Annotated in this window: 18 protein-coding genes; 9 read left to right on the top strand and 9 right to left on the bottom strand. The window is 73.5% G+C overall.

Annotated features, from left to right (window positions below; translation table 11 throughout):
- Positions 1-81: 81 nt before the first annotated feature.
- The gene (locus ACYU7L_RS07100) at positions 82-414 is read right to left on the bottom strand and encodes an STAS domain-containing protein (protein WP_460794639.1); all 333 of its coding nucleotides are present in this window, start codon (positions 412-414) and stop codon (positions 82-84) included.
- 149 nt (positions 415-563) lie between these two features.
- Between ACYU7L_RS07100 and ACYU7L_RS07095 the strand changes: the two genes are divergently transcribed.
- Both ACYU7L_RS07095 and ACYU7L_RS07090 read left to right on the top strand, forming a co-directional pair.
- Positions 564-2,888 carry a DEAD/DEAH box helicase gene (locus tag ACYU7L_RS07095; protein ID WP_460794638.1) on the top strand — a complete coding sequence of 775 codons (2,325 nt, stop codon included), beginning with the start codon at positions 564-566 and terminating at the stop codon, positions 2,886-2,888.
- A gap of 9 nt (positions 2,889-2,897) precedes the next feature.
- Positions 2,898-3,212: a hypothetical protein gene (locus ACYU7L_RS07090; RefSeq protein ID WP_460794637.1), complete on the top strand. Its 315-nt coding sequence runs from the start codon at positions 2,898-2,900 to the stop codon at positions 3,210-3,212.
- Here the strand turns inward: ACYU7L_RS07090 and ACYU7L_RS07085 are convergent.
- The 7 genes from ACYU7L_RS07085 to ssd form a co-directional block, all read right to left on the bottom strand.
- Positions 3,178-3,570 (bottom strand): Rv3654c family TadE-like protein, encoded by a 393-nt coding sequence (locus ACYU7L_RS07085; protein WP_460794636.1) that lies wholly within the window; start codon positions 3,568-3,570, stop codon positions 3,178-3,180. The genes ACYU7L_RS07090 and ACYU7L_RS07085 overlap by 35 nt on opposite strands.
- Positions 3,567-3,929 (bottom strand): TadE family type IV pilus minor pilin, encoded by a 363-nt coding sequence (locus ACYU7L_RS07080; RefSeq protein ID WP_460794635.1) that lies wholly within the window; start codon positions 3,927-3,929, stop codon positions 3,567-3,569. The genes ACYU7L_RS07085 and ACYU7L_RS07080 overlap by 4 nt, the downstream gene beginning before the upstream one ends.
- Positions 3,926-4,117, bottom strand: a complete 192-nt coding sequence (locus ACYU7L_RS07075; protein WP_460794634.1) for a DUF4244 domain-containing protein — start codon at positions 4,115-4,117, stop codon at positions 3,926-3,928. The genes ACYU7L_RS07080 and ACYU7L_RS07075 overlap by 4 nt, the downstream gene beginning before the upstream one ends.
- A gap of 152 nt (positions 4,118-4,269) precedes the next feature.
- Positions 4,270-5,061, bottom strand: coding sequence for a type II secretion system F family protein (locus tag ACYU7L_RS07070; protein ID WP_460794633.1), 792 nt, complete (start codon positions 5,059-5,061; stop codon positions 4,270-4,272).
- A complete protein-coding gene (locus tag ACYU7L_RS07065) occupies positions 5,058-5,849 on the bottom strand; it encodes a type II secretion system F family protein (protein ID WP_460794632.1) in 792 nt (263 codons plus the stop codon). Before ACYU7L_RS07065 ends, ACYU7L_RS07070 begins: the two co-directional genes overlap by 4 nt.
- Positions 5,846-7,000: a TadA family conjugal transfer-associated ATPase gene (locus tag ACYU7L_RS07060; protein ID WP_460794631.1), complete on the bottom strand. Its 1,155-nt coding sequence runs from the start codon at positions 6,998-7,000 to the stop codon at positions 5,846-5,848. The genes ACYU7L_RS07065 and ACYU7L_RS07060 overlap by 4 nt, the downstream gene beginning before the upstream one ends.
- Positions 6,997-8,064 (bottom strand): septum site-determining protein Ssd, encoded by a 1,068-nt coding sequence (gene ssd, locus ACYU7L_RS07055; RefSeq protein WP_460794630.1) that lies wholly within the window; start codon positions 8,062-8,064, stop codon positions 6,997-6,999. The genes ACYU7L_RS07060 and ssd overlap by 4 nt, the downstream gene beginning before the upstream one ends.
- A gap of 131 nt (positions 8,065-8,195) precedes the next feature.
- Between ssd and ACYU7L_RS07050 the strand changes: the two genes are divergently transcribed.
- Positions 8,196-8,987 (top strand): HAD family hydrolase, encoded by a 792-nt coding sequence (locus ACYU7L_RS07050; protein WP_460794629.1) that lies wholly within the window; start codon positions 8,196-8,198, stop codon positions 8,985-8,987.
- Positions 8,988-9,302: 315 nt separating this feature from the next.
- Here ACYU7L_RS07050 and ACYU7L_RS07045 read toward each other — a convergent pair whose 3' ends face one another.
- Positions 9,303-10,037, bottom strand: a complete 735-nt coding sequence (locus ACYU7L_RS07045; protein ID WP_460794628.1) for a Fic family protein — start codon at positions 10,035-10,037, stop codon at positions 9,303-9,305.
- Between the two features lie 113 nt (positions 10,038-10,150).
- Between ACYU7L_RS07045 and ACYU7L_RS07040 the strand changes: the two genes are divergently transcribed.
- From ACYU7L_RS07040 to acs, 6 genes are all read left to right on the top strand, one after another.
- Positions 10,151-11,101, top strand: coding sequence for a hypothetical protein (locus ACYU7L_RS07040; RefSeq protein ID WP_460794627.1), 951 nt, complete (start codon positions 10,151-10,153; stop codon positions 11,099-11,101).
- 20 nt (positions 11,102-11,121) lie between these two features.
- Complete coding sequence (locus tag ACYU7L_RS07035) at positions 11,122-12,276, top strand: sensor histidine kinase (protein ID WP_460794626.1); 1,155 nt, start codon at positions 11,122-11,124, stop codon at positions 12,274-12,276.
- Positions 12,273-13,076, top strand: coding sequence for a LytR/AlgR family response regulator transcription factor (locus ACYU7L_RS07030; RefSeq protein ID WP_460794625.1), 804 nt, complete (start codon positions 12,273-12,275; stop codon positions 13,074-13,076). The genes ACYU7L_RS07035 and ACYU7L_RS07030 overlap by 4 nt, the downstream gene beginning before the upstream one ends.
- Positions 13,073-13,462, top strand: a complete 390-nt coding sequence (locus ACYU7L_RS07025) for a hypothetical protein (protein ID WP_460794624.1) — start codon at positions 13,073-13,075, stop codon at positions 13,460-13,462. The genes ACYU7L_RS07030 and ACYU7L_RS07025 overlap by 4 nt, the downstream gene beginning before the upstream one ends.
- A complete protein-coding gene (locus ACYU7L_RS07020; protein WP_460794623.1) occupies positions 13,459-15,060 on the top strand; it encodes a sodium/solute symporter in 1,602 nt (533 codons plus the stop codon). Before ACYU7L_RS07025 ends, ACYU7L_RS07020 begins: the two co-directional genes overlap by 4 nt.
- Positions 15,061-15,340: 280 nt before the next feature.
- The coding region (gene acs, locus ACYU7L_RS07015; RefSeq protein ID WP_460796598.1) for an acetate--CoA ligase at positions 15,341-17,218 on the top strand (1,878 nt) is incomplete at its 3' end.

Below are 17,218 nucleotides of genomic sequence, written 5' to 3'. Positions count from 1 at the left end.
AAAGCGCCGGATCCCTGTGTGCACAGGGATCCGGCGCGCGAGTAGTGGCCCGTCAGGGACGGGCACGCAGCAGGAGGCTGGTCAGCCGGCGATCGCGTCGGCTGACGCGTGGATCGTGAAGACCTTCGCCAGCCCCGTGATCCGGAAGATCTTCAGCAACCGCTCCTGGTTGCAGATCAGCTCCAGAGAGCCGTCGTGGGCGCGGACCTTCTTCAGGCCGCCGACCAGGACGCCGAGGCCGGTGGAGTCCAAGAACTCCACGGCCTCCATATCGATCACGAGGTGATAGACGCCGTCCCCCACCAGCTCCGTGATGCGGTCTCGGAGTTTGGGCGCGGTGTAGACATCGATCTCGCCCCCGACCGCGACGATGGTCTTGCCATCGATCTCGCGTGTCGCAAGAGTCAGGTCCACGTTCGCTCCTCGGGCACTTTCTGCACTTCCGGCATCGGCAGGCACCTTCCCCCGAACTTTGCCAGCGATATCAAACCACGGTCTGCACGGAAGTGCATGAACACCTCCACACTACGGCCTTTGTCGGAGCCGTTTGCGACACTCTTGAGATGCCCTCCGCGATCCGTGCCAGCCTATCGGGCGGCGCCTCGATGGTGGACCGGCTGACGGCAGCACCAGGCCGTGCGGAGCGCCTCACCCACCTCGAGGTGCTGCCGCCGCGCACCGCCCGTCACGCCGACTGGCCGGTCTGGGTCCCCGACGACGTCCGTGCCGCCTTCACGGCGCGAGGAGTGACCCGCCCGTGGCTGCACCAGGCCGACGCCGCCGAGGCCGCTCAGGCAGGACGACACGTCGTCCTGGCCACCGGCACCGCCTCCGGCAAGTCGCTTGCCTACCAGCTCCCCGCGCTGTCCGCGATCCGCTCCGCGCGCGGCGAGCGCCGTCGGCGCGGGGCGACGACGCTCTACCTGGCGCCGACGAAGGCCCTCGCGCAGGACCAGCTCAACGCGATCACCTCGCTCGGTCTCGACGTCCGCGTCTCCACCCACGACGGCGACAGCAGCCGCGAGATGCGCGACTGGACCCGTGACTACGCGGAGTACGTCCTCACCAACCCCGACATGCTCCACCGCTCGCTGCTCCCGGGGCACGCCCGTTGGGCGTCCTTCCTCGGATCCCTGAAGTACGTCGTCGTCGACGAGTGCCACCACTACCGCGGGGTCTTCGGTGCGCACGTGTCCCACGTGCTGCGCCGGCTGCGACGGATCTGTGCGCTGTACGGCGCGTCGCCGACGTTCGTGCTGGCCTCCGCGACCGTGGCGGAGCCGGCGGTCTCGGCCCAGCGACTCACCGGCCTGGACATGGTGGCGGTGACCGACGACGCCTCGCCGCGAGGACAGGTCGCGCTCGCCCTGTGGGAGCCGCCGTTCGTCTCCCACGGTGGTGAGAACGGAGCCCCGGTGCGACGGGCCGCCTCGTCGGAGACCGCCGACCTCCTCGCCGACCTGGTCAGCGACGGCGTCCGCACCCTGGCCTTCGTGCGCTCTCGACGCGGCGTCGAGCAGGTCGCGCTGACGACCGCCGCCCTCCTCGCCGAGGTCGACCCGTCGCTGCCCGGGAGGGTCGCCGCCTACCGCGGCGGCTACCTGCCCGAGGAGCGGCGCGCGCTCGAGGAGTCGCTGCGCAGCGGTGAGCTGCTCGGGCTCGCGGCGACCAACGCGCTGGAGCTCGGCATCGACATCAGCGGGCTGGACGCAGTCGTGATGGCCGGCTTCCCGGGCACCCGCGCGGCGCTGTGGCAGCAGGTCGGCAGGGCCGGCAGGGGTGCCCGTGACGCGCTGGCGATCCTGGTGGCGCGCGACGACCCGCTCGACACCTACCTCGTCACCCATCCCGAGGCCCTCGTCGGGCAACCCGTGGAGGCGTCGGTCTTCGACCCGACCAACCACTACGTCCTCGCTCCGCACCTGTGCGCCGCCGCCGACGAGTCGCCGCTGACGCTCGCCGACCTGGAGCTCTTCGGGCCCACCGCGCCGGCGATCGCCGACCAGCTCACCGAGCTGGGGCTGCTGCGTCGACGCCCACGGGGGTGGTTCTGGGCCGACCGCAGGAAGGCCAGCGACCTCGCCGACATCAGGTCGAGCGGCGGCTCTCCGGTCTCCCTCGTCGAGGCGGTCACGGGCCGGGTGGTGGGCACGGTCGACGCCTCCAGCGCGCACGCGACGGCGCACGAGGGCGCCGTCTACGTCCACCGGGGCGAGCCCTGGCTGGTGACCTCGCTCGACCTGACCGAGCACGTCGCGGTCATCGAGCCCACCGTCGTCGACTACTCGACGACGGCCCGCGAGATCACCGACATCACGATCGTCGCCGAGCGCGAGCATCGGCTCTGGCGTGACTGCCGACTGGCGCTGGGCGAGGTGGACGTCTCCCACCAGGTCGTCGCGTTCCTGCGCCGGCGCCAGCCGGGCGGGGAGGTGCTCGGCGAGGAGCCGCTCGACCTCCCGGAGCGGACGCTGCGCACCACCGCCGTGTGGTGGACGGTGCCGGCACCGGCACTCGAGGAGGCAGGGCTGGCGGCCCGGGACCTGCCCGGCGCCGCGCACGCCGCGGAGCACTGCGCGATCGGCCTGCTGCCGCTCTTCGCGACGTGCGACCGCTGGGACATCGGCGGCGTGTCGACCGCCCTGCACCCCGACACGGGACAGCTGACCGTCTTCGTCTACGACGGCCACCCGGGTGGGGCCGGGTTCGCCGAGCGAGGCTTCCATGCGGCTCGCGAGTGGCTGCGCGCCACGCGGGAGACGATTGCCGCCTGTCGGTGCGAGGCGGGCTGCCCGTCCTGCATCCAGTCGCCCAAGTGCGGCAACCAGAACAACCCGCTGGACAAGGACGCAGCCGTGCGTCTCCTCGACGTGCTGCTCGGAGGGTAGCCTCGAAGCATGGTCGCCATCGGACTCCTGCTGATCGTGCTCGGCGCGCTCGCGATCCTCGCGGCGATCTTCATCAGCGAGGGCAGCGTGGAGCTGCTCGGGATCGACATGAGCGCGCTGGCGATCTTCCTGGTCGGCGTCGCCGCGGGCGCGGCGATCCTCTGGGGATTCGGGATCCTGAAGTACGGCACCAAGCGCGAGCTGCAGATCCGGCGCGAGCGGCGCGTCGCTCGTCACGAGGAGCACCCGCCCGAGCAGCCCCCCGCTCAAGGCCCGGGCCAGCCCCCGCTCACAGGGCAGGACCCGCCCGGGCCCGTCCACTGAGGTCGCCCGTCTGACCCAGCCACCGGGGTCCGGTCACGAGCACGTCGACCCAGACGTCGGACCCGTCCGTGCGGCACGAGGTCACGGACGCGCCGTTGGCCCGGGCCACGGTGGCCGCCCGCGCACACGCGTCCTCGCCCTGCTGCAGGGCCGACGCGCCCGCGAGGGCGGCGAGGTCCGCCGCCCCCTGGGCGGTCCGGTGTGCGGTCACCATCGCCGCCACCACGCCGAGCGCCGCGCCGAGAAGGAGCAGCACCGCCACCATCGAGACCGCGAAGAGACTGGCGCCGCCGGTCTCGTCGCGGCCCCCTCTTACGGCCGCCCCCTCACGGCCGCCCCCTCGTGGCCGCCCCCTCACGGCTGGTCCTCGGCGCTGGCCACCGCCTCGGCGCGGACGCGCACGCCGGGCAGGAAGTCGAACAGCCCACCGGGGCCTCGCACCTCTCCCTCGGCGGTGGCCCGGACCAGCTCTCCGTCGTGAGAGACCCGCACGCTGGTCCCCTCGGGGGCGACGCGGAGCCCCACTGCGACAGCCTCGGCGTCCGCGTCGCCCCGAGCGGCCACGCGGGCCGTCTCCCGTGCCGCGTCCACGACCCGGATCTGCGCGGCACCGACCGCCAGCAGCCAGGCCAGCCCCACGGTCACGGCCACGAGCAGCGGCAGTGCCATGGCGAGCTCCGCCGTCACGGCCCCCCGCTCGGGGCGACGACAGGTCATCCGACGCCCAGCAGACCGAGCACGTGGTTGAACAGGCTCTTGAGCATCTTGTCGCCGAAGCCCCCGGTCAGCAGCTGGTAGAGCAGGCCCGCGAGTCCGGCCCCGGCCGCCGTCCCCACGGCGTACTCCGCCGTGGTGATCCCGTCCTCAGCCCCTCGCCGGATCTGTCGTAGATCTCGTCTCGTCATCTGGTTCCTCCTGTCCGTGGTCGCCCGATGCGACCTCCGGGAATGACTCTTCGCCGCCTGGACGCCCGCCGCACCGGCTCTGCTCCGCGCTGTGGAGAACCCACCCGCTCGGTCGCCCGGTGGACAGTTCGTGGGCCACCGGAGCGCCGGCGTCAGGGAGCGATGCCGCTGAGCAGCCCGGCCACGAGCGGCACGATCCCCAGCAGCAGGAACGCGGGCAGCAGGCACAGCCCCAGCGGGACGGCAGCCTTCACCCCGACGGCGCGGGCCCGGTCCTCGACGTCGGCGCGGGCCCGAACGGCCAGGTCGTCGGCGAGCCGCTCCACCGCCCCCACGACCGGGGCTCCGGTGGCGTGGGCACGCGCGAGCGTGCGCCCGAGGGGGCCGAGCACCGGGTCGCCGGCCAGCCCCTCCCACACCGCCTCCGGGTCGAGGCCGACATCGAGGCGGGCGCGGACCGTGTGCAGCCGGTCGGCTGCCGGGCCGGGGAGGGCGGCACAGACGAACCCGACGGCCTCGGCGGCTGGTGTGCCTGCGGAGAGCGCAGCGGCGAAGAGGTCCACCAGGCAGGCGAGGTCACGACGAGCGGCCTCCCGTGCCCGACGCTGCGCCGGGGGTTCCGAGCGGGCCAGCACCAGCTGCACGCCGCCCGCCACGAGCACACCCACCACCGGGGCGGCAGGGCCCCGCACGAACACGGCGGCCCCCAGCCCCGCCAGCAGCGCCCAGAGCCACCGGCGGCGGCTGTCAGCATCCGTTCCCGTCTCGCCCGAAGGCGCACTGACGGCTGCGGACGCCGCCGCTCCTGCCGTCGGTCCCGCACGGACACCCCCGCCGACGCCGCCCACCGCGCCGCCGACCGTGCCCTTCACCCGGCTGCTCGGCACGACGAGCGCGAGCGCCGCAGCTGCAGCCAGTGCGGAGAGCAGGGCACCCCCGGTCATGCCACTCCCGACTCGACGCCCTCGGCGATCGCCTCGATCCACCACAGCCCGACGAAGCCGAAGGCCAGCCCACCCGCCAGGCAGGCGAGCCCGAGCGGCTGGGTGAGCAGGAACTGCCACGGGTTGCCACCGGTGCCCGATCCCATGGCCAGCGCCACCACGGGCAGCGCGGCGAGCAGCCTGGCCGTGGCCCGCGCAGACGCCAGCTCCGCCTCGACCACCCGCCGAGTGGTCTGCCCCGCTCGCAGGCCCCGGGCCACCCCGGCGAGGGTGCCGGCCAGCCCCTGCCCAGTCCGGTGGGCGACCTGCCAGGCCGCCGCCACGAGGCGCAGGTCAGCGCAGCCGGGCACCCCCGCCACCGCACGCAGCGCCTCGGGCACGTCGGAGCCCAGATGCTGGGCGCGCGCCACCGGGCCGAGCGGCTCCCACACGCCTGCCGCCCGGTCCAGGGCCGCTCCCGGCGGCCGTCCCGCCGCCAGCTCGGCCGCGAGCAGCTCGCAGGTCTCGAGGACCCGGCCGGCCGCGGCGTCTGCCGCCCGTCGGCGGCGGCGCCGGCGCAGCAGAGCGGCCCCGCCGGCGGTGACTCCGGCTCCGAGGACGACCAGCAGCACCGACCGTGGGGAGAGCGTCGCGGCCAGCAGCGCGACGGCGCCGGCGCCGGCCAGCGCGGTGCCCCGGACGCTCCGCTGCCGCTGCGCCCCGCCCGGCAGCACGGGGGCCGGCCGAGCCAGCAGCAGGAGGGCACCGAAGGTGGCACCGGCCGCCACCAGGACCAGAGACGCCCTCACGGCGCGAGCCTCGCCGCCAGCAGGTCCGCCCCGTCACCAGCGCTCACCTGACCGTCGCGGAACTCCAGGGCGGGCACCATCGTCACCAGCCCGGCAGCGTCGCGGACCGGCACCGCCACCTGGCTGAGCGTGCGGTGGCCGTCCCGGCCTCGCGCCATGTGCAGCACCACGTCGACCGCCGAGGCGAACTGGCTGTGCGCGGCCGCACGGGGCAGGCCGGCGGCCAGGGCCAGCGCCTCCACCCGGGCGGGCACGTCGACCGCCGAGTTGGCGTGCAGGGTGCCGCAGCCGCCCTCGTGTCCCGTGTTGAGGGCCGCGAGCAGGTCGACGATCTCGGCTCCTCGCACCTCTCCCACGACGAGCCGGTCGGGACGCATCCGCAGCGCCTGCCGGACCAGCGTGCGCACGTCGATGGCGCCGGCTCCCTCGATGTTGGCGGGTCGTGCCTCCAGTCCGACCACGTGCGGGTGGTCGGGGCGCAGCTCGCTGGCGTCCTCGACCAGCACGAGCCGCTCCTCGGGCGCGACGATCGAGAGCAGGGCAGCCAACAGGGTGGTCTTGCCCGACCCGGTGCCGCCGCTGACCAGGAAGGCCAGTCGGGAGTCGACGACGTCGCACAGCAGCCGTGACCCGGCTTCGGTCACGGTGCCGGCCGCCACGAGATCGGCCATCGACAGGACCCGCCGGCCCGGGACCCGCAGCGACAGCACGGTCCCGGGCCGCGCCACCGGGGAGAGCACGGCGTGGAAGCGGGTGCCGTCGGGCAGCCGGACGTCGACGTAGGGCGTGGCGTCATCGAGGCGGCGCCCACCGGCCGCCGCGAGGCGCTGGGCCAGGCGCCGGACGGCGGCGTCGTCGGGGAAGCGCACCGTGGTGGCCTCCAGCCCGCCACCGCGATCCATCAACACCTGCGTGGGCCCGTTGACCAGGACGTCGGTCACCCCGGCGGTGCGCAGCAACGGCTCGAGCGGCCCCGCGCCGACCACGTCACGGCGCAGCGCCTCGTGGACCGCGAGCACCGTGGCGTCGCCGACCGGGACGCCGGTCCCGCGCAGCGCCTCGGCGACCCGGTGCGGGGTCAGCTCACCGGGGTCGCGGGCCAGTCGGTCGCGCACCGCCTCCAGCACCGCGACCGGCAGCGACTCGCTCACGCGGCGGCACCCCGGTCGCGCAGCTCGTGCGCGACCTCCTCGAGGGCCACCGCCGCCGCCCGACCCAGCGGTCCGCGCCGCGAGCGGACCGGGCCAAGGCCCAGGTCCACCGCCTCGGCCAGGCCACGCTGGTCGGTCATCGCGGCGACCACCGGCACGCCCACCGCCCGTCCCACCGCCAGCGGGTCGATGGCCGTTCCTCGGACCACCAGCCGCACCGAGGCGGGGTCCTCGAACCGCGCGCAGACCCGGGCCGTGGACGCCACCCCGGCCACGGTGGCGACGCACACCACCAGCAGCCGGTCGCAGCGCGCCGCCAGCTCCTCGATGAGGGCGTCGCCGGTCCGGGGCAGGTCGAGCACCACGGTGTCGTGGCCGCGCTGGGCGGCCGACAGCGCCTCACGGGCTGCGAAGGCCTGCAGTGTCCCGGCCGGTCCCGGCCCCCAGGACAGTGCGCCGACCCCGTCGCGTCGCGGCAGGGCCTCGCGCAGCGAGCGGGCACTGAGCCTCCCGGTGGTCTGCTGGAGTGCGTCCCAGCGCACCCCACCCGCACTCTCCAGCCCCAGGATGCGGTCGACACCCGGCCCCCACGGGTCCGCGTCGATGACGACCGCCGGTCCGCTGTGCCCAGCCACCTGCCCCAGGGCGCAGGCCATCGTCGTGGCGCCGGCGCCGCCACTGCCGCCCAGGACGCCGAGGGTGAGTCCCCGGGCCCTGCGACCCCCACCCACGTCTGCGAGGTCGGTCAGTGCCTCGACCACCCAGGCGTCCGAGCGCGGCAGCTCGGCGACATTCTCGGCGCCGAGAGCCAGGGCCTGACGGAACAGGTCATCGGCGACGCCGCCCCACGCGACGACATGCACACCGTCGCGGCGTCCCGGAGCGGCCTGCGCGAGCTCGGCTGCCAGGTCCGCCCCCACCAGGACCAGGGGCGCGGCGGCCCAGCGACGCAGGGCGGCCGGGCCGTCCCTCGCCACGTCGGGGGTCACGCCCGCAGCCGCGGCCAGGCGCAGCAGCTCGTCGAGCAGGAGGTCGTCGGCAGTGATCAGCAGCGGCGCGGTCATGCACCCGACGATGCCGACGACGACGCTTCCCCGCTCGGTCAGCAAGCCCACCTGTGGACGGCGACCGGAATTCCGGCGGCTGTGGACGCTTGCTGGCCCGATTCGCGAGCGGCGCCTCCTATGCTGACCTCATGGCGCACCGCCCGACAGCGGCCTTCTTCGACCTCGACAAGACGATCATCGCGAAGTCCAGCACGCTGGCCTTCAGCAAGCCCTTCCAGGCCGGTGGTCTCATCTCGCGGGGCGCCGTGCTGCGCTCGGCCTACGCCCAGTTCGTCTATCTCGTCGGTGGTGCGGACCACGACCAGATGGAGAAGATGCGGCAGTTCATGTCGCAGCTGTGCGCCGGGTGGGACGTCGCCACCGTCCGCGAGATCGTGGCCGACACCCTGCACAACATCGTCGACCCGATCGTCTACGACGAGGCCGTCTCGCTCATCGAGGAGCACCACCTCGCCGGACGCGACGTCGTGATCGTCTCGGCGTCGGGCGCCGAGGTTGTCGAGCCGATCGGCGAGATGCTGGGCGCCGACCACGTCGTCGCGACCCGGATGGAGATCGAGGACGGCAAGTACACCGGCGGCATCGCCTTCTATGCCTACGCCGAGGAGAAGGCCGTCGCGATCCGCGAGCTGGCCGAGGTGCGCGGCTACGACCTCGCCGAGTGCTTCGCCTACTCCGACTCGATCACCGACGTGCACATGCTCGAGGAGGTCGGGCACCCGCACGCGGTCAACCCCGACAAGGAGCTCCGCAAGGTGGCCGCGGCCAACGGCTGGCCGGTCCTGGTCTTCACCAAGCCGGTCACGCTGCGCTCGCGCCTGACCGCTCCGGTCAAGCCGACCCTCGCGGCGCTGGCCGTGGGCGGGCTCGTGGCCGTGGGCTCCGCGATCTATCTGAACACCCGACGCCGCGCCTCCTAGGCCCCAGTCCCGGAGCAGCCCCCACAGCGGGCTGACCCACGCAGGACACGATCTGTCAACCCTTGATAGTGCCGGTGGAACGGCGTACAAAAGGTGGCAGCACAACTGAACAGATCACACTCGAGTTCGGGTACCCACGCGGCGATCCACCCTTTTTCAGGGCGCTTGTCACACGGGATATTCCCGGGGCAGCAGTTAGAGAGTGCACGCTTGGTAGCCCAGGAACTCGAGAGTTGGCGGCGGCATCCGAATCCACGCGAGGCGGGTGCCGTTCGCTTGCGCGGGCACCCGTCCGGCAGGCCCTGGGACAGCCCCTCAGGCGTCCTCAGCGGCCCGGCGCAGCGGACTGGCCTCCGCCCCGGCGGCGTAGGCCTCGGCGGTGTAGAGGAGCCACGAGTGCACCCCCGCCAAGCCACCCTCGCTGAAGCCCCGCAGGTTCGACTCGTACGGCGCGCGCAGGGCGAGGTGCCCCGCCTCCGGAACGACCAGCGACTTCTCGTCGACACCGCGGGCGACCAGGATCAGACGCTCGGTCGCGCGGGCGACGACGCCGTTGTGCGAGGCGAACGGCGCCCCGGTCGCGATGTCGGCGTGCACGACCGCCGCGATCATCAGGGCCGGCGCCTCGGTCCGGGCCAGCAGCAGGTCGGCCACGCCGCGCAGCCGCAGGGCCGCGTCGGCATCGCGGGGACGCCCGAGCCGCTCGTCGTCCACGCTGCCCGCGGCGGCGAGCGCGTGGATGCGGGCGAGTGCCTGCAGCGGGGCGGACTGCAGCAGCGGCGCCAGCCCCAGCAGCTCGGTGGAGAGGCGCAGCGCGTCCTGGGCGATCGCGTCGCCCTCGCCGGCGCGCACCTGCGCCAGCGTCGAGGAGGAGCCCTCCAGGACCGCGCTGGCGTGCGCCCCACGAAGCAGGGACTCCGCGGTCGTCTCGGGGCTGGTCCGGCGCAGGCCCCGGTCGCGCAGCATGGCGTCGATGCCGTCGCGGGTCGCGGCGTAGGCGGAGGCGACCCCCTCGAGCGAGGTGAGCCCGGCCAGCGGATCGGCAGTCATGGGCCGAAGGCTAGTTGACCGCGGCCGCCCCTTGACCGCCGCCGCCCCTTGACCAGCGACGTGTCGCCGCGCGCCGCCCGTGTCCGGGGCGATGAGCGAGTAGCCTGCGGGGGATGGACACGCAGGGAGCCCCCACGAACCGGGGCCGCGATCACTTCCCCGAGGCGACGTCCTATCCCACTGCCCCGGCGCAGTGGCTGACCGACGACGACCCCGACGTCGTCGTCGCGCACCGACGCCCCGACGGCCGGCCCCGCACGGTCGTCGCCGTCGGCCATCCGCAGGCGGCCGCGTCGTTGTGCGTCACCCTGGGCGAGCTCGGCCATGACGTGCGGCACAGCGAGGACGCGTCGTTCTCCCTGCCCGACTCCTCCGTCGACGCCGTCGTCGTCGTCCACCGGCTGCCGTCCGACCTCCACGAGATCGCCCGGGTGCTCCGCCCCGGCGGACGGCTGTCCCTGGTCGTCAACGAGCGTGACCGCCGGATCCCCTGGGTGCGCAAGCTCGACCGGATCCTCGCCCCGGAGGAGAACATCCCCGACCACGAGGCCCCCACCCGAGCCCTGGTCCGCTCCGGCCTGTTCGGCTTCGTCGAGGACACCTCGTTCCGGTTCTGGGAGAGCGTGAACCGGACCCGGCTGACCGCCCTGTTGGCGGGCCTGCCCGAGATCTTCGACCTGAGCGACGACCAGGTCCGCGCCGAGCGGATCGACCGCGCCCTCGCGCTGTACGACGACTACGGCCGCGGCAACGACGGCATGCAGCTGCCCTGGGTGAGCCGGTGCTATCGCGCGACGGTGCTCGACGGGCCGACCAAGCCCACCTCCACACAGGCAGAGTCCGCGGAGCGGGGCGGGCGCGACCGCCCCTCCGACGGCGATGCCCCTGAGCGTCCGGACGCCCACCCCACGGGCTCTGCGGACTCCACTCCTGGCCCCACTGGAGGCCCCACTGGAGGCCCCGCTACAGGAGAGGCACGCGACCCCGAGGAGACCGGGGGCATCCGCGTGGTCGTGGAGTCGCAGGGCCAGGTCACCGATGTGCTGCTGATTGACTTCCGCTGAGACCTGGAGGGTCGGGGACGATGGGAGCCTGGGAGCGGATCACCCGTCGCCGTGGCGCGCGCCGTACTCATCTGGGCACGGAGGCCGACCGGGCGACCTTCCGCACCCTGCACACCGCCTCGCTCGCCTCCCCGGCGCTGCGGGAGGGGCTGACCGGCTCCAGCGCCGAGCGCAGCATCCGCCATCTGCGAGCCCTCCTCGGCTCCCCGGCGGTGGCCCTCAGCGACACCTCCGGGCTGCTCGCGTGGGACGGGGTCGGCGCCCAGGACCACGGACCACAGGTCGCCTCGCTCGCGCAGCGTGCCGTGGACCATGGCGGCACGCTCGTGGCAGATCCCCGGGAGGTGGCCTGTGCCGAGCCAGGCTGCCTGGTGCGGCACGCCATCGTCAGTCCCCTGGTCGTCGAGGAGCGGATCATCGGCACCCTGCAGGTCTTCACGCCCCACCCCACCGGAGGTCTGGTCCGAGCCGCCGACGAGGTGGCCGGTTGGGTCTCGGGCCAGCTGGAGCTCGCCGAGCTCGGCGCGTCCCGCACCCGCCTGATGGAGGCCGAGGTGCGGGCGCTGAGGGCCCAGATCAGTCCCCACTTCATCTACAACTCCCTCGGCGCGATCGCCTCCTTCGTGCGCACCGACCCTGACCGCGCGCGCGAGCTGCTGCTGGAGTTCGCCGAGTTCACCCGCTACTCCTTTCGACGCCACGGCGAATACACGACACTCGCCGAGGAGCTGCGCTCGATCGAGCAGTACCTCCTGCTCGAGCAGGCCCGCTTCGGCGACCGGCTCCGGGTGACGCTGCGGATCGCTCCGGAGGTGCTGGGCGTGACGGTGCCGTTCCTGTGCATCCAGCCGCTGGTCGAGAACGCCGTCCGCCACGGGCTGGCCGGCACCCCCGACACCGCCGCCGGGTCGGGCCAGGTCACGATCGTGGCGCGCGACGTGGGCCAGATGTGCGTGATCGAGGTGGAGGACGACGGCGCCGGCGAGGACCCCGAGCGGGTACGACGCGCGCTGGCCGGCGACGACCAGCTCGACTCCGTGGGACTGGGCAACGTGGACGAGCGGCTGCGCAACTCCTTCGGCGACGACTACGGTCTCGTCGTGGAGACCGCACCCGGCGCCGGCACCAAGGTCATCGTCCGGGTCCCGAAATTCGCCCCGGGGGTGCATGCGTGAGCACGACGCCCAACCAGCCGCCCAACCAGTCGTCCCATCAGACGCCCCATCAGACGCCGGGGGGCCCGGACCAGAGCCTGAAGGTCCTGCTGATCGACGACGAGCGTCCCGCCCTCGACGAGCTCACCTACCTGCTCGAGCGCGATCCCCGCGTGCGTGAGGTCATCGCGACCGACTCGGCGACCGACGCTCTGCGCATGCTGCAGGACCTCGAGGTCGACGTGGTCTTCCTCGACGTGCAGATGCCGGGGCTCTCGGGCCTCGACATGGCCCAGGTGCTCGCCCGCTTCAAGGCCCCGCCGCCCGTCGTCTTCGTCACCGCCCACGAGGAGCACGCGGTCGAGGCGTTCGAGCTGCGCGCGGTCGACTACGTGCTCAAGCCGGTGCGCGAGGAGCGCCTCGCCGAGGCCGTACGCCGCGTGGTCGAGGGCGGCGTGCGCCCCGCCCCGGCGAGTGACGACCAGGTCCCCGTCGAGCGCGGAGGCGTCACCCGCTTCCTCAGCCGCTCCGAGATCACCCACGTCGAGGCCCAGGGCGACTACGCGAGACTGCACACCCCCTCCGGCTCGCACCTGCTGCGCACCCCGCTGTCCGCGCTCGAGGAGGAGTGGGGGCCCGCGGGGTTCGTCCGGATCCACCGCTCGCTGCTCGTGGCTCTGGCCCACATCAGCGAGGTGCGGATGGAGGGTGGCCGCTGCACGGTCGTCGTCGCCGGCAGCGAGCTCGTCGTCAGCCGGCGTCACACCCGCCAGCTGCGCGAGCTGCTGATCCGTCGGGGCACGACCGGACGAGAGGCATGAGCAGCCCCGACCCCTCGGCCCCGCCCAGCCGGGTCCGCGTCACCGGCCCGGCCCGGCGACGTACTCCCACCCCGGCGACGCGGGCCCGCGAGATCGACGCGGGCACCCGCCTCGGGGCGGTCTTCATGCGCTCACTGCTTCGCGAGCAGCTGCGGCTGGCGCTCGGTGTGCTGACCGCGCTCGGCCTCGGCGTCGGGCTCCTGCCGCTGCTCTTCCACCTCGTCCCGGGCCTCGCCCAGCACCACGTGCTCGGCGTGCCGCTGCCCTGGCTGCTGCTGGGCGTCCTGGTCTACCCCTACCTCGTGCTGCTCGGCTGGATCTACGTGCGCCGCGCGGAGGCCAACGAGCGTGACTTCGCTGCGCTCGTGGAGGATGCCGAGCGATGACGGCGCTCTCGGCAGCGCCCTCGACGGGGGCCACCGCCTGGATCACTGCAGGGGTCACGGGGATCGATGCCGTCCCCGGGATCGTCGCCGTCACCCTCGTCACCATCGCCACGCTGGCGATCGGCACCTGGGGGCTGCGCTTCTCGCGCACCACGAGCGACTTCTTCGTGGCCTCGCGCACCGTGCGTCCCCGCCTCAACGCCTCGGCGATCGGGGGCGAGTACCTCTCCGCGGCCTCCTTCCTCGGCGTCGCCGGGCTCGTCCTCACCTTCGGTGCGGACATGCTCTGGTATCCCGTCGGCTGGACCGCGGGCTACCTCGTGCTGCTGACGCTGGTCGCCGCACCGCTGCGCCGCTCGGGCGCCTACACGCTGCCGGACTTCGCCGAGGCCCGGCTGGGCTCGCGCCAGGTCCGGGCCGCCTGCTCGCTGCTCGTCGTGGCCGTCGGATGGCTCTACCTGCTGCCGCAGTTCCAGGGCGCCGGGCTGACCCTGCGCTCGGCCATCGGGGCCCCGCCCTGGGCCGGCTCGCTCATCGTCGCCGTGGTGGTGCTGATCAACGTCACCTCGGGAGGGATGCGCTCGATCACTTTCGTCCAGGCGTTCCAGTACTGGCTCAAGCTGACCGCCCTGCTGATCCCGGCCGCCGTCCTGGTCGCCGTCTGGCTCGGCGACGGACGGCCCGGTCCGGCGATCCAGGCGACCGGCACCGGCAGCGACCTGTGGTCGCTCCCCCTGGGCGACGGCGGCGCCCAGGGTCTCTACGTCACCTACTCCCTGATCATCGCGACCTTCCTCGGGACGATGGGGCTGCCCCACGTGGTGGTGCGCTTCTACACCAACCCCGACGGCCGCGCGGCGCGTCGTACGACGCTCGTGGTGCTGGCCCTGCTCGGCGCGTTCTACCTGCTGCCCCCGATCTACGGGGCGCTGGGACGCGTGTACGCCGCGGAGCTGGCCGCGTCGGGACGCACCGACGTGCTGGTCCTCGAGCTGCCCCGCCTGATGGTGCCCGGCGTGGTGGGCGACGTGCTCACCGGTCTGGTGACCGCCGGGGCGTTCGCGGCGTTCCTGTCGACCTCGTCGGGGCTGGGGATCGCGGTCGCGGGTGTGATCAGCCAGGACGTCACGGGGCGCCGGTTCGCCGGACTCTTCGGGGGACGCCGGCTCTCCGGGGTCACAGCCTTCCGGGTCGCCGCGGTGATCGCGGTGGTGGTGCCCGCGGTGCTGGCGCTGACGAGTCCCGACGTGGGGGTCGCCCGGGCGGTCGGGCTCGCGTTCGCCGTCGCCGCGTCGACCTTCTGCCCGCTGCTGCTGCTCGGCATCTGGTGGCGCGGACTGACCGATGCCGGTGCGCTGTGCGGGCTGCTCGTGGGCGGGGTGGGCTCGGGGGCGGGCGTCATCCACACGCTGCTCGTGGCCGACGGCGAGGGCTGGAGATCGGTGTTGCTGGGCCAACCCGCAGCATGGAGCGTGCCGGCTGCGCTGCTGGCGATGATCCTGGTCAGCCTCGCGACACGTTCGCGCATCCCGGAGCACGCCGGACGGTTCATGGTGCGACTGCACAGCCCGGAGGCGGTCGCGCTCGACCGCAGCTGATCGACCCGGGCCACCGCGGACCCCCCGGTGCGCCGACCGCTCGTCGCGTCGTACCCACCGTTCAACGACGGCGCCGGCCCGCCCGCCGCAGCGCCTGCGAGCGCCCCCCGGGCCTCGGTGGTGATCCACACCACAGGGCCCCTAGGCTGGCCGCAGAGCCAGCAGAGTGCACCAGCCCCCAGCCAGCACCGAGCCCCGCCAGCCCCGAGCCCCGCCAGGCCGGACCGAGAGACACCCGGGAGAGACCGTGAGCGACGACAACGAGACCCTGTCCAACCTGATGCACGAGGAGCGACGCTTCGAGCCGCCGGCCGAGCTGGCCGCGTCGGCCAACGTCACGGCCGAGGCCTACGACCGGGCCGACGCCGACCGCGAGGGCTTCTGGGCAGAGCAGGCGGAGCGGCTCAGCTGGGACCGGAAGTGGGACCGGGTCCTCGACTGGGACAACCCGCCGTTCGCGAAGTGGTTCGTCGGCGGGCGCCTCAACGCGTCGTACAACTGCGTGGACCGCCACGTCGAGGCCGGCAACGGCGACCGCGTCGCGCTGCACTGGGTCGGCGAGCCCGCCGACGACACCCGCACGCTCACCTATGCCGACCTGCAGCGCGAGGTCGCCCGCGCGGCCAACGCGCTGACCTCGCTGGGCGTCGAGACCGGCGACCGGGTCGCGATCTATCTGCCGATGATCCCCGAGGCGGTCATCGCGATGCTCGCCTGCGCCCGGATCGGCGCGCCCCACACGGTCGTCTTCGGCGGCTTCTCCTCCGACGCGCTCGCCTCCCGCCTGGTCGACTGCGAGGCCAAGGTGATCATCACCGCCGACGGCGGCTACCGGCGCGGCAACGCCTCCGCCCTCAAGCCGGCCGTCGACGAGGCCCGCGCCAAGACCTCGACCCAGGGCTTCGACGTCCGCAACGTGCTCGTCGTACGCCGCACCGGCCAGGACGTCGCCTGGGACGACAGCGTGGACGTCTGGTGGCACGACGTCGTCGACACCGCGGCCTCGGAGCACACCTGCGAGTCCTTCGACGCCGAGCACCCGCTCTACGTCATGTACACCTCCGGCACGACCGGCAAGCCCAAGGGCATCCTGCACACCACCGGCGGCTACCTGGTCGGCTCGGCCTACACGCACTGGTCGGTCTTCGACCTCAAGCCCGAGACGGACGTCTACTGGTGCACGGCCGACGTCGGCTGGGTGACCGGCCACAGCTACATCGTCTACGGGCCGCTCGCCAACGGCGCCACGCAGGTGATGTACGAGGGCACGCCGGACAGCCCGCACAAGGGCCGCTGGTGGGAGATCATCCAGAAGTACGGCGTGACGATCTTCTACACCGCGCCCACTGCGATCCGCACCTTCATGAAGCAGGGCCGCGAGATCCCCGACGGGTTCGACCTGTCCTCCCTGCGCCTGCTCGGCTCGGTCGGCGAGTCGATCAACCCCGAGGCCTACATGTGGTACCGCGAGGTGATCGGCGGCGAGCGCTGCCCGATCGTGGACACCTGGTGGCAGACCGAGACCGGGGCGATGATGATCTCGCCGCTGCCGGGCGTCACCGCCGGCAAGCCCGGCTCGGCGATGCGGGCGCTGCCCGGCGTCAGCATCGACGTGGTCGACGACAAGGGCGAGTCGGTGCCCAACGGCTCCGGCGGCTTCCTGGTCGCCACCGAGCCGTGGCCGGCGATGCTGCGCACCCTGTGGGGCGAGGACCAGCGGTTCAAGGACACCTACTGGTCGCGGTTCGCCAAGCAGGGCTTCTACTTCGCCGGTGACGGGGCGAAGAAGGACGACGACGGCGACATCTGGCTGCTCGGTCGCGTCGACGACGTGATGAACGTGTCCGGCCACCGGCTCTCGACGACCGAGATCGAGTCGGCGCTGGTGTCGCACCCCAAGGTCGCCGAGGCCGCCGTGGTCGGCGCCTCCGACGACACCACGGGCCAGGCGGTCTGCGCGTTCGTGATCCTGCGCGACGAGGCCGGTGACGGCGGCGAGGACATCATCGAGGAGCTGCGCCGCCACGTGGCCAAGGAGATCGGCCCGATCGCCAAGCCGCGCCAGGTGATGGTCGTCCCCGAGCTGCCCAAGACCCGCTCCGGGAAGATCATGCGCCGCCTCCTCAAGGACGTCGCCGAGAACCGCCAGGTCGGCGAC

The sequence above is a fragment of the Nocardioides pacificus genome, assembly GCF_054775955.1.
This window is presented reverse-complemented; position numbering and strand designations above follow the sequence as displayed.

Coding starts and splice junctions, on each gene's coding strand:
- ACYU7L_RS07095 (WP_460794638.1), top strand. CDS start 564: ATGCCCTCCGCGATCCGTGCCAGCCTATCGGGCGGCGCCTCGATGGTG.
- ACYU7L_RS07090 (WP_460794637.1), top strand. CDS start 2,898: ATGGTCGCCATCGGACTCCTGCTGATCGTGCTCGGCGCGCTCGCGATC.
- ACYU7L_RS07080 (WP_460794635.1), bottom strand. CDS start 3,929: ATGACCTGTCGTCGCCCCGAGCGGGGGGCCGTGACGGCGGAGCTCGCC.
- ACYU7L_RS07075 (WP_460794634.1), bottom strand. CDS start 4,117: ATGACGAGACGAGATCTACGACAGATCCGGCGAGGGGCTGAGGACGGG.
- ACYU7L_RS07070 (WP_460794633.1), bottom strand. CDS start 5,061: ATGACCGGGGGTGCCCTGCTCTCCGCACTGGCTGCAGCTGCGGCGCTC.
- ssd (WP_460794630.1), bottom strand. CDS start 8,064: ATGACCGCGCCGCTGCTGATCACTGCCGACGACCTCCTGCTCGACGAG.
- ACYU7L_RS07050 (WP_460794629.1), top strand. CDS start 8,196: ATGGCGCACCGCCCGACAGCGGCCTTCTTCGACCTCGACAAGACGATC.
- ACYU7L_RS07045 (WP_460794628.1), bottom strand. CDS start 10,037: ATGACTGCCGATCCGCTGGCCGGGCTCACCTCGCTCGAGGGGGTCGCC.
- ACYU7L_RS07040 (WP_460794627.1), top strand. CDS start 10,151: ATGGACACGCAGGGAGCCCCCACGAACCGGGGCCGCGATCACTTCCCC.
- ACYU7L_RS07035 (WP_460794626.1), top strand. CDS start 11,122: ATGGGAGCCTGGGAGCGGATCACCCGTCGCCGTGGCGCGCGCCGTACT.
- ACYU7L_RS07025 (WP_460794624.1), top strand. CDS start 13,073: ATGAGCAGCCCCGACCCCTCGGCCCCGCCCAGCCGGGTCCGCGTCACC.
- ACYU7L_RS07020 (WP_460794623.1), top strand. CDS start 13,459: ATGACGGCGCTCTCGGCAGCGCCCTCGACGGGGGCCACCGCCTGGATC.